Source organism: Chryseobacterium taichungense (genome assembly GCF_900109935.1).
GTDB lineage: Bacteria > Bacteroidota > Bacteroidia > Flavobacteriales > Weeksellaceae > Chryseobacterium > Chryseobacterium taichungense.
Genome location: NZ_FOBV01000002.1, coordinates 306,947 through 318,916 on the forward strand (window position 1 = coordinate 306,947; position 11,970 = coordinate 318,916).

General features: G+C 39.1%; 6 protein-coding genes. All 6 read left to right on the forward strand.

Annotated features, from left to right (window positions below; genetic code table 11):
• The first annotated feature begins 98 nt into the window (after nucleotides 1–98).
• From BMW64_RS05075 to BMW64_RS05100, 6 genes are read left to right on the forward strand one after another with little or no spacing between them, the layout of a single operon-like run.
• A complete protein-coding gene (locus BMW64_RS05075) occupies nucleotides 99–2,537 on the forward strand; it encodes a glycoside hydrolase family 31 protein (RefSeq protein WP_089998898.1) in 2,439 nt (812 codons plus the stop codon).
• Nucleotides 2,521–3,921 carry a glycoside hydrolase family 43 protein gene (locus BMW64_RS05080; RefSeq protein ID WP_228400842.1) on the forward strand — a complete coding sequence of 467 codons (1,401 nt, stop codon included), beginning with the start codon at nucleotides 2,521–2,523 and terminating at the stop codon, nucleotides 3,919–3,921. Before BMW64_RS05075 ends, BMW64_RS05080 begins: the two co-directional genes overlap by 17 nt.
• Before the next feature lie 17 nt (nucleotides 3,922–3,938).
• Complete coding sequence (locus tag BMW64_RS05085; RefSeq protein ID WP_089998900.1) at nucleotides 3,939–5,960, forward strand: NPCBM/NEW2 domain-containing protein; 2,022 nt, start codon at nucleotides 3,939–3,941, stop codon at nucleotides 5,958–5,960.
• Between the two features lie 28 nt (nucleotides 5,961–5,988).
• Nucleotides 5,989–7,947, forward strand: coding sequence for a glycoside hydrolase family 97 protein (locus BMW64_RS05090; RefSeq protein ID WP_089998901.1), 1,959 nt, complete (start codon nucleotides 5,989–5,991; stop codon nucleotides 7,945–7,947).
• A gap of 7 nt (nucleotides 7,948–7,954) precedes the next feature.
• Nucleotides 7,955–10,540 (forward strand): glycoside hydrolase family 31 protein, encoded by a 2,586-nt coding sequence (locus BMW64_RS05095; RefSeq protein WP_089998902.1) that lies wholly within the window; start codon nucleotides 7,955–7,957, stop codon nucleotides 10,538–10,540.
• Nucleotides 10,541–10,551: 11 nt separating this feature from the next.
• Nucleotides 10,552–11,952: a glycoside hydrolase family 43 protein gene (locus BMW64_RS05100; RefSeq protein WP_089998904.1), complete on the forward strand. Its 1,401-nt coding sequence runs from the start codon at nucleotides 10,552–10,554 to the stop codon at nucleotides 11,950–11,952.
• Nucleotides 11,953–11,970: the final 18 nt, after the last annotated feature.

Sequence of the window (11,970 nt, forward strand, 5' to 3'; positions counted from 1 at the left end):
ACACAATTGATGATTAATTTGATTTCAGAAATGTTAAGCTTAATTTGACTCCGTCGAACCTAAAGGTTTCTTAATGTTTTAATCCAAAATCATCCAAAATGAATTTAAACAAAATAAAAACACTCATTATTACGGTTGTTCTTGTATCGGGAAATATTAATGCACAATCTTATCAAAAAACAGATTCGGGATTGACGTTTTCTATGGATAATATGACTGTTGAAGTGAAATTGTACGGTGAAAATACAGTTAGAATTATTAAGTATCCCGCCGGAAAAGCATTTGACAAAAACAGTTTGTCCGTTATCAAAAAAGAACAGAAAACCAGATTTTCAGTTTCGGAAAGTAATCATATTATTTCATTAAAAACAAATGATGTACAGCTTTTTATTGATGCTAAAAATGGTGAAATAACGTACAATTCACCTTCAGGAAAAGAACTATTAAAAGAAACCGGAAGCGATTTCAAACCTTTTAATGATGCAGGAAACCCGACTTATTCGGTGACACAGTCTTTTCAGCTGGAAAAAGACGAACCCATCTACGGTTTAGGAATTTTACAGAACGGGAAAATGTCTCAGCGAAATACGGATGTAAAAATGATTCAGAATAACACCTGGGATTTTGTGCCGTTTTTTCAGTCTGTGAAAGGGTATGGCGTTTTTTGGGATAATTATTCTCCGACGCAATTTACCGATAAACCAGATAAAACATCATTCTCATCGGAAGTTGGGGAGGGAGTTGATTATTATTTTATCTACGGAAAAAATGCGGATGGCATAGTTGCAGGAATGCGAAATTTGACCGGAAAAGTCCCGATGATTCCGCTTTGGACTTATGGTTATTGGCAAAGCAAAGAGCGTTACAAAAGTCAGGATGAACTGGTAGATGTAGTGAAAAAATACAGGGAATTAAAAGTACCTCTTGACGGAATCATTCAGGATTGGCAGTATTGGGGAAACAATTACCAGTGGAATGCGATGGATTTCATCAGCCCTGATTTTCCCGATGCCAAAAAAATGATACAGGATATCCACGATAGGAATGCGCATCTTTCGGTTTCCATCTGGTCGTCTTTCGGACCGATGACCAATCAGTACCGTGAAATGGATAAAAAAGGAATGTTGTTCGATTTCAAAACCTGGCCGGAATCTGGCCGGGAAGTCTGGCCTCCCGATATGAACTATCCTTCAGGAGTCCGTGTTTACGATGCTTACAATCCCGAAGCCAGAAATATTTACTGGCAGTATCTCAACAAAGGCGTTTTCAGTCTGGGTGTCGATACCTGGTGGATGGATTCTACGGAACCCGACCATCTAAGCCAAAAACCGGAAGATTTGGACACCAAAACGCACCTCGGCTCATTCCGAAAAGTGAGAAATGCATATCCGCTGATGACGGTTGGCGGCGTTTACGACCATCAGCGTGAAACTACGAGTGATAAAAGGGTTTTTATATTAACGAGGTCAGCCTTTGCAGGACAGCAAAGATACGCAGCAAACACTTGGTCGGGCGATGTCAACTCTTCGTGGGAATCTTTGCGCAATCAGGTTCCGGCAGGTTTAAATTTCAGCCTCACAGGAAATCCGAATTTTAATTCTGATATCGGCGGTTTCTTTGCCGGAGTCTATAAAAGAAACGGCGGTGCAAAAAGCCCGATGTTTCAGGAATTGTACGTTCGCTGGCTGCAATACGGAACTTTTACACCAATGATGCGTTCGCACGGAACTGATGTCCCGAGGGAAATTTACCAGTTCGGAAAAAAAGGAGATACAGTTTATGATGCGATAGAAAAATTCATTAAACTACGATATAGTTTGCTGCCTTATATCTATTCTGTTTCTTGGGATGTTTCTAAAAATAATTCCAGTTTTTTGAGAGCACTTTCGATGGATTTTTCATCAGACCAAAAAACCTGGAATATCAACAATGAATATCTTTTCGGTAAATCATTTCTGGTTGTGCCTGTTCTAAATGCTCAATATACTCCTGAAAAAATAGTAAAAACCGATGAAAATGAAGGCTGGAATAAAACCGATGCCACCAAAAAAGAAAATGCACTTTCCAATGTAGATTTCACAAAAAATAAAACCGTGAAAGTTTATCTACCGGCCGCCGCAGACTGGTTTGATTTCTGGACGAATGAAAAATATAAAGGTGGTCAGGAAATAGAAAAATCTGTTAATCTTCAAAGTATTCCGTTGTATGTGAAAGCGGGAAGTATTATTCCTTTTGGTCCTGATGTACAATACGCAACCGAGAAAAAATGGGACAATCTTACGTTGAAAATTTACCCGGGAACTGACGCAGATTTCGTCTTATACGAAGACGAATTCGATAATTACAATTACGAAAAAGGAAATTATACAGAAATCCCTTTCCATTGGAACGAAAAATCAAAAACCTTGACGATAGATTCCCGAAAAGGAAATTTTAAAGGAATGATTGAAAAACGGAATTTCAATATAATCCTTCCTGATGGTCAACAAAAATCGGTGAATTATTCCGGAAAAAAAATAAATGTCAGTTTTAAATAACCTTAAAGTATTAACGATGAAATTTTTAAGTATAATAACCATTTTAGGATTTTTTCAGATTTCCTTCGCTCAAAATCCGATTATCCAAACCAAGTACACCGCCGACCCTGCACCGATGGTTTATAAGGATACGGTTTATCTTTATACGAGTCACGATGAAGACGATGCCTTCGGATTCAAAATGAAAGACTGGTTACTATACACTTCCACAGATATGGTCAATTGGACAGACCACGGTGTAGTGGCTTCTCTTAAAGATTTTAAATGGGTAAATACCGACAACGGTGCCTGGGCGCCACAGGTTGTTGAAAGAAAAGGAAAATTCTATATGTATTGTCCAATGCCCAACAATATGGGTATTGGCGTTTTGGTGGCGGACAGTCCGTATGGTCCTTTCACCGATCCTATCGGCAAGCCTTTGATCAAAAATTCTCTGGATGACATCGATCCCACAGTTTTAATTGATGACGACGGGCAGGCTTATCTGTACTGGGGAAATCCGAATCTTTGGTATGCTAAACTCAACGAAGATATGATATCTCTTGCTGGACCAATTACCAAAGACCCTTCGTTTGCGAAGGTCAAAGACCAGCCAGATCCTTTCAAATATCAGGAGGGACCTTGGGCGTGGAAAAGAAACGGAATTTACTATATGGCTTACGCTTCTAAATGTTGTCCGGAAGGGATTGGTTATGCAATGGCAAAATCACCTACAGGTCCTTGGAATTATGGAGGTGTAATAATGGATGGCGATCAGAGATCCAGCGGAAATCATCCCGGTATCATAGATTTCAAAGGTAAATCTTATGTTTTCGGATTCAATCATATGCTTAGAATGCAGACGATGAGCAAACATTACGAACGCCGGTCTGTTAGTGTCACAGAAATTACCTACAATGCAGATGGAACAATTCAGAAGCTTCCTTTCTGGACTACGGATGGTGCGAAAAGAGTGGGTACTCTGGACCCCTATAAAAAAGTTGAAGCAGAAACGATGGCTTACAGCGAAGGTCTGAAAACAGAAATGGTCACAGAATGGGAACGCAATCAACCCTATAACAGAGGCAAAAAAATCACAGACCGCGTCATCGTTACCTCAATTAACAATGGTGATTATATTAAAATCCAGGGGGTAGATTTTTCCAAAGGCGTAAAATCTTTGGATGTGAATGTCGCTTCTCTCTATGGCGGAAAAATAGAAGTGCGTTCAGATGCTCTTAAAGGGCCATTGCTGGGAGTTGTTAACGTTACAGGAAAAGGTGAGGGCGACTTATATAAAACCATTAATACACCTCTGAAAAGTATAAAAGGAATCCACGATTTATATTTTGTTTTTAAGGGGGAAAAAGACCTTTTCTATTTTGATTGGTGGAAATTTAATTAAATCCAAATTTTTAAATAATGTTGAAGACGAAAATACTTTTAATTGCTGTAACATTTTTGCTGTCGGGAAATATTTCCAAGGCGCAGTCAACCGTTTGGTTAGACCAGTTGGATTTAAGCGTGGCAACTCAGGGACACGGTAAACCAGGCATCAATACTTCAGTTGACGGAAAACCTTTGACCATTGCCGGTGAGGTTTTCAAAAGAGGTTTTGGTACGCACGCAGAAAGTTCTTTATTGATTAAATTAAACGGTAAGGCAAAAAGCTTTTCAGCTTTGGTAGGATTGGATGACGAAATGAAAGGTCAAAATCCCGCCGTTGAATTTGAAATTTATGGCGACAACAAAAAGCTTTGGTCAAGCGGAATAATGAAATTAGGCGATAAAGCAAAGCCTGTTTCCGTTTCGTTGGAAGGTGTAAAACAATTAGAATTAGTCGTAACAGATGGCGGAAACGGACCGTATTATGACCACGCCGATTGGGCAGATGCCAAATTTGAAACAACAGACGGTGCAAAACTGATAACATTTAACCCGATTTCATCAGTCCCTTATATTTTAACGCCAAAACCAGCGGCAACTCCAAAAATTAATTCGGCAGGCGTTTATGGCGTTCGTCCCGGCTCACCTTTTTTGTTCAGGGTTGCAGCAACGGGTGACAGACCGATGACTTTTACGGCAAAAAATCTTCCGAAAGGTTTAACAATAGATTCCAAAACCGGAATCATCACCGGAAAAATAGATACGAAAGTAATCTATGAAGTCCTTTTATCAGCTAAAAATGCTAAAGGCTCGGTTTCCAAAAAATTAAGAATAGAAAGCGGTGACAAAATAGCTTTAACACCCACAATGGGATGGAACAGCTGGAATTGTTTCGGACACGAAGTTTCGGCCGACAAAGTAAAACGTGCCGCCGATGCTTTGGTTAAATCAGGATTGGTGAACCACGGCTGGAACTACATCAACATCGATGATTCGTGGCAATTTAACAGAGACGGAAAAGACCCGTCTTTCAAAGGTAAAATGCGTGACGATAACGGTTATATTCTGACCAATTCCAAATTTCCGGATATGAAGGAATTAACCGATTACTTTCATTCAAAAGGACTGAAAGCAGGAATTTATTCTTCTCCCGGACCTTGGACGTGTGGCGGTTGTGCAGGAAGCTACGGCTACGAAAAACAAGATGCAGAAAGCTACGCTAAATGGGGAATCGATTATCTGAAATACGATTGGTGCAGTTACGGTGGCGTGATTGACGGTTTGCCCGATAATGACCCAAACAAAGTTTCTTCACTCAATTTTCAGGGTGGAGGAGATTTGGATAAAGGCGTAAAGCCATTTAAATTAATGGGAGATTTATTAAAAAATCAGCCTCGTGATATTGTGTACAATCTTTGTCAATACGGGATGGGCGATGTCTGGAAATGGGGAAATGATGCGGATGCGCAATCTTGGCGAACGACCAATGACATTACCGATACCTGGGCAAGTGTCAAAAATATAGCATTGGCTCAGGATAAAGCCGCACCCTACGCAAAACCCGGCAACTGGAACGACCCCGATATGTTGGTGGTAGGCGTCGTAGGTTGGGGAAATCCACACCAGAGCCGATTGAAACCGGACGAACAATATTTACACATCAGTCTTTGGAGCATTTTTTCTGCGCCATTACTGATTGGTTGCGACCTTGAGAAATTGGATGATTTTACTTTAAATCTTTTAACGAATGATGAGGTCATTGCCGTTAATCAGGATGCTCTGGGAAAACAGGGCGTTTGTCTGCAGACCATTGGCGAATTGAAAATTTATGTAAAAGACCTTGAAGATGGCGGAAAAGCGGTGGCTTTTGCCAATTTCGGAAGGGAAAAAGTGGATATGTCTTACAATGATTTTAAAAAATTGGGAATTTCAGGAAATCAGGTAGTGAGAGATATTTGGAGACAGAAAGATATTTCGAAAATCAATGCTGATACGGGAAATCTGGCTTTGGATATTCCGGCGCACGGCGTTGCTTTTTACAAATTCATTTCAAAATAATTCAGTTAGACATTCCAAATAAAAAAAAATGAATCGCATCAAAAATCATATCAAAAAAAATATCTTCTCAAAAGCAATTTTGATGATGGTTTTGCTGTATTCTTATATGGCTGTTTCAGCCCGGAATTTAACGGTTGAATCACCCAACGGAAAGATTTCAGTCCAAGTTTTTAATGAAAATAGTACTGAAAATGCAAAATGGTTTTTGAAGGTAAATTATTTTAATGATGGTAAAATGACAGAAGCCATCTCGTCAATAGATTTGGGATTGATTCTTTCTGATGGTATTTCTTTTACGGATATGAAATTTCTGAAATCTTCAAAACCCTTGTTAATAAAAGAAAATTACACAATGCCTCACGGGAAATCTGCCCAAAGACATAATACGGGAAATGAAGTTGTTTTCACATTCGAAAACAAAGAAAGGAAAAAACTGGATGTGATTATCCGTGTTTATAATGATGGGATTGCTTTCAGATATTCGTTGTCAGGAAAAGGAAGTTTTATAGTACAGGATGAATTGACTTCTTATTCTATCAATCAGGAAACTACTCGCTGGGCAGAAAAATGGAATCCTGCGAACGAAGGACTTTATGCTTCAATGGTTGGCGAAAAAATTCAGCAGGAAGAGTGGTGTTATCCCGCATTGTTTCAGACAAAAGATAATAATTGCTGGTTTTTGCTTCACGAATCGGCTGTTGATGGCAGTTACTGCGGGTCTAAACTGAGTAATAAAGAGGATAAAAATAAATATAAAATCACCTTCCCCGACCCAAAAGACGGACGCGGAAAAGGAGAATCGTTGCCCAAAATTTCACTGCCCTGGAAATCGCCTTGGAGAGTGATTATCGTTGGAAACCTCAATGATATTGTGGCTTCTACTTTAGTTGATGATGTTGCGCCGCCTTCCGTGATAAAAAATACGGATTGGATAAAACCGGGCGCAGTTTCCTGGAATTATTGGTCGAGTAATCACGGAACCAAAGACTTTAAAACGGTTTGCAAATTTGCAGATTTGGCTGTTGCAATGGATTGGCCTTATACTTTACTGGATTGGGAATGGGACTCTATGGGAAATGGCGGAAATCTGGAAGATGCTTTAAAATACATTCATTCCAAAGGGATAAAGCCTTTGATGTGGTACAATTCAGGTGGCGACCATACGTGGGTTGCTTCTACACCGAAAGACAGAATGCTGACTCACCAAAACAGAATCGAAGAATTTACTAAACTAAAAAAACTTGGTGTTGCAGGAGTAAAAGTAGATTTCTTTGAAAGTGAGAAGCAGGATATGATTCAATATTATCTGGACATTCTGGAAGATGCTGCCCAATTTGAAATGATGGTTTACTTCCACGGCTGCCTGGTTCCGAGAGGCTGGTCGAGAACTTATCCGAACCTCATGACTTACGAAGCCGTTCGTGGTGCGGAATGGTACAACAACGGCCCTGAATTTACGGCAACTGCGCCTGTTCATAATACGATTCTCCCTTTTACCAGAAATGTGGTCGGTTCTATGGATTACACGCCAGTAACCTTCACCAATTCACAGTTTCCGCATCTGACTTCTTATGGTCACGAGCTGGCTTTAAGTGTAGTATTTGAATCTGCATTGCAACATTTTGCCGACCGACCGGAAGGTTATTACGAATTGCCGGATGAGCCGAAGAAATTTTTAAGAGAAGTTTCGACCAGTTGGGATGAAACACGAATGTTACAAGGGTTTCCGGGAAAAGATATTGTAATAGCAAGAAGAAAAAATAATGCATGGTATATTGGAGGAATCAACGGGGAAAATATTGAAAAAAACATCAACCTTAAATTTGATTTTTTAGATAAACATAACAAGTACAAACTGAGATTAATAAAAGACGGAAAACACGATAAACAGCTTGTAACAGATGATTCTGTGATAGAAAGTACAGATTCTGTTGACGTGAAAATTTTAAGAAGAGGCGGTTTTGTAGCAGTAATTTCTCCATTGTAAAAGTTTAATGATGAGATTTAAAATAATAACATATTGGCTCACTGTTCTTCCCATTTTAATTTTTGGGCAGCACTACATATCCTATAGCAGAAATGCTGAAGAGGTTTCTGTAAAACTTTCTGATGGATATTTAGTCTTAAGACCTATGAACGAAAATGCGGTAAGAATACAGTTTATAAAAGAAATAAAACCGGAAGAAAATCAGTTTGTTTTCGTCAATGAAAATAGTTCTTCAGATTTTAAATTGGAAGAAAATGCTTCTTCTTTAAAACTAAAAACTAAAAATTATGCTGTTTTATTCAATAAAAAAACGGCTCAGCTTAGCTTTTTGAATGGCAATGGTAAAGTCTTACTTTCAGAAGCTGTAAATAGCCGAAAACTGATAGAAAGTACTGTCTCTTCACAGCCCTGTTATATTGCGGAGCAAAGTTTTATCACTGATAAAGATGAGCAACTTTTGGGATTAGGTCAGTTTCAGGATGGTCATTATAATTTGAAAAGTATCAGCAGGAAACTGATTCAGGTCAACAGCCAGATTGCTTTACCTTTTTTATACTCTTCAAAAGGATACGGGATTTTGTGGAATCAGTTTGGATTAACCTGGTATAATCCGGCAGACCAATCGGTTCCTTTAGAAAAAGAAGCCGTTACTAATGGTGAGGAGAGAGAAGTCACAGGTACTTCAGGAACCATAAAAGTTTCACAGCAACAAGCCTTGCATAATGGTAAGATTTTAATTGAAAAAAGTGGAGAATATACTTTTATGCTGGATTTAGGGAACATGGATAACCGTCATTTTCTTACCATTGATGGAAAACCTGTAATCGACCAGTCCAACCTTTGGCTTCCTCCTGCGGTGAGCACTAAAGTTTTTCTTACAAAAGGAGAACATTATTTCCAGGTGGTTTGTAAAGCCACCAACACGCCTTCATTACAATATAAATTGGCGGAGGACATGACTACATTCCGTTCACCGCACAGCAAGTCATTAGATTATATTTTGTTTGCAGGAAATAATGCAGATGAGGTTATCTCGTCTTACCGGGAAATCACGGGTAAAGTGCCAATGTTGCCCAAATGGGCTTTCGGATATTGGCAATGCAGAGAGCGATATACTTCTGCAGAGCATCTGGTAAAGACCGTAGAGGAATTTAGAAAGCGTAATTTGCCGGTAGATGTCATTGTTCAGGATTGGCAATATTGGGGAAAATATGGTTGGGGTGTACCTAAATTTGATGAACAGAATTATCCTGAGCCCGAAAAATTTATTGAAAGATTGCATCGGCTACATTCTAGATTTTCGGTATCTGTTTGGGAAAATTTAGATAAAAAATCTGAGGTCGCCAAAGATTATGATGGACTATACATACCAGACAGTCCTTGGATTGATATTTTTAATCCGAAAACACAAAAAACACATTGGAATGCTTTGAACAAAAATCTTTTTCAGAATGGAGTAGATTCCTGGTGGATGGATGCAACGGAACCGGAAAATGATGCATTGGTCGGCAAAAATACTTTTTTAGGAATTGGTGAATTTTACAGACTAACGTATCCGTTTTTCGTAAGCAAAGCAGTTTACGAAGGACAGAGAGCAACTAATCCTGATAAAAGAGTAGTTATTTTAACCAGGTCTGCATTTCCCGGGCAACAGCGGTTCGGAACCATCAATTGGTCCGGTGATATTGGCTGGGATTGGGATGCTTACAGAAGACAAATTGTGGCTGGACTGAATTATTCCATCTCAGGGATGCCTTATTGGACAACCGATATTGGAGGATTTTTCCGTCCCGGTTCTTCCCAATATTCTGACCCGAAATATCACGATATTTTGATGAGATGGTTTCAGTGGGGTGTTTTTAGTCCGATTTTCAGGATGCACGGTTACCAGACCGAAACAGAACCTTGGAAATATGGAGAAAAAGTGGAAAGCAATATGCGCGATTTGATGAATCTTAGATATCAATTATTGCCTTACATCTATTCTCAATCTTGGGAAATTTCAAAAAATAATTCTACCATTATGCGGCCAATGGTAATGGATTTTCACAAGGATAAAAAAGCTATTGAACAGTCTTATCAGTATATGTTTGGGAAATCTATACTGGTTACTCCTGTTATTAAACCAAATATTGAAAATTGGGAGGTTTATCTTCCAAAAGGTTATTCTTGGTATGATTTCTACACCAACCAAAAAAATGATGGAGGAAAAACTGTTTTAGCTGATGCTTCACACAATAAGATTCCGCTTTTTATAAAATCAGGTTCTATAATTCCTATTGGTAAAATAATGCAATATACTTCGGAAAAATCTAATGAGGAACTTACCATAAAAGTATATGCGGGCAATGATGGAAATTTTACACTCTATGAAGATGAAGGCGATAATTATAACTACGAAAAAGGAAAATATACCCTGATTCATTTCAAATGGAATGATAAAGTAAGAGAATTACTGATTGATAAACGTGTAGGAATTTACACAGGACAAAACAACCATAGAATTTTTAATCTGGAATTTATAGGAATCAATAAGGAAGTTATCACCCGGAAGGTCTCTTACGAAGGCAATGAACTTACCATTCAATTTTAAATGAAAAGGATATGAAAAAAATACTCATTACACTTAGTCTGTTATATGGTGGCTTAAATACTTTATTTGCCCAGAATCCCGTAATCCAGACTCATTTTACACCGGACCCTGCGCCGATGGTGTACAAAAATAAGATGTATGTCTACACCGGAGACGATATTCCCGGCTATGATTTTTATTATATGACGAAATGGAGAGTATATTCTTCTGATGATATGGTCAACTGGACCGACCACGGTTCTCCGCTTTCACTGGAATCTTTCAGCTGGGCTCGTGACAGAGCGTGGGCGGCGCAATGCATTGAACGTAACGGCAAATTCTATTGGTACATCTGCGTTCAGACAGTTGATAACAATATGGCGATTGGCGTTGCGGTATCCGACAGTCCGACAGGTCCTTTTAAAGATGCACTCGGAAAACCATTGGTGACAACAGGAACCTGGGATAATATCGACCCGACGGTTTTTATTGATGATGACGGACAAGCCTATTTATATTGGGGAAACAGCAAATTATTTTACGTGAAGCTCAACAAAGATATGGTTTCTTATGAAGGGAAAATCACCGAAATTCCACAATCTGTAGAAGCTTTTGGAGGATTGAGACGTCCCGGAAGAAGCGATGAGGTTTTACAGAAACAGGAACATTTTAAAGATGTTTTTGTGGAAGGTCCCTGGTTCTACAAACGCAACAAGCAATATTATATGATGTACGCCGGGATGACCGACCGAACCGAATGTCTGTCTTATTCCATAAGCGATTCGCCGACCGGACCGTGGAAATATCAGGGAAAAATAATGACCGGTCAGCCGACCAACAGTTTCACCAACCACGGCGGAATTATCGATTTTAAAGGAAAATCCTACCTGTTCTATCACACAGGATTATTGCCCGGCGCAGGAAGTTACGGAAGGTCAACGTCTATTGAAGAATTCAAATACAATCAGGATGGCAGCATCCCGAAAATTGCAATGACCAAAGAGGGCGTAAATCCCGTTGCAACACTCAATCCCTACAAAAGAAACGAAGCGGAAACAATAGCCTGGTCAGAGAAATGCAGCACTTCCGAAAACAAAAAGACGGGAGTTTATGTTTCCGATACCAGAGTAGGTGGTTATATCAAAGTTCGTTCGGTAGATTTTGAAAAAGGTCCCTCTGAATTTTCAGCTTCAATTGCCGCAGGTGTTGACGGAGGAATTTTAGAAGTCAGATTAGATAAATTGGATGGAAATAAAATTGCCGAGATTGAAGTTCCGAGAACCGGAGGTTGGGAAGAATTTAAAACCCTGACATCAAAAATTTCAGAATCGGTTTCCGGCGTTCACGATGTATATTTTGTCTTTAAAGGTAAAAACATTACGGCAGGAAGGGTGCTTTTCAATTTCGACTATTGGAGTTTTAAAAAGAAATAAGATAAAAATTCCCCTCCT

What these genes read in the sequence shown, in the direction of transcription:
- BMW64_RS05075 (WP_089998898.1), top strand. Translation starts at nt 99, where the DNA reads ATGAATTTAAACAAAATAAAAACACTCATTATTACGGTTGTTCTTGTA.
- BMW64_RS05080 (WP_228400842.1), top strand. Translation starts at nt 2,521, where the DNA reads ATGTCAGTTTTAAATAACCTTAAAGTATTAACGATGAAATTTTTAAGT.
- BMW64_RS05085 (WP_089998900.1), top strand. Translation starts at nt 3,939, where the DNA reads ATGTTGAAGACGAAAATACTTTTAATTGCTGTAACATTTTTGCTGTCG.
- BMW64_RS05090 (WP_089998901.1), top strand. Translation starts at nt 5,989, where the DNA reads ATGAATCGCATCAAAAATCATATCAAAAAAAATATCTTCTCAAAAGCA.
- BMW64_RS05095 (WP_089998902.1), top strand. Translation starts at nt 7,955, where the DNA reads ATGATGAGATTTAAAATAATAACATATTGGCTCACTGTTCTTCCCATT.
- BMW64_RS05100 (WP_089998904.1), top strand. Translation starts at nt 10,552, where the DNA reads ATGAAAAAAATACTCATTACACTTAGTCTGTTATATGGTGGCTTAAAT.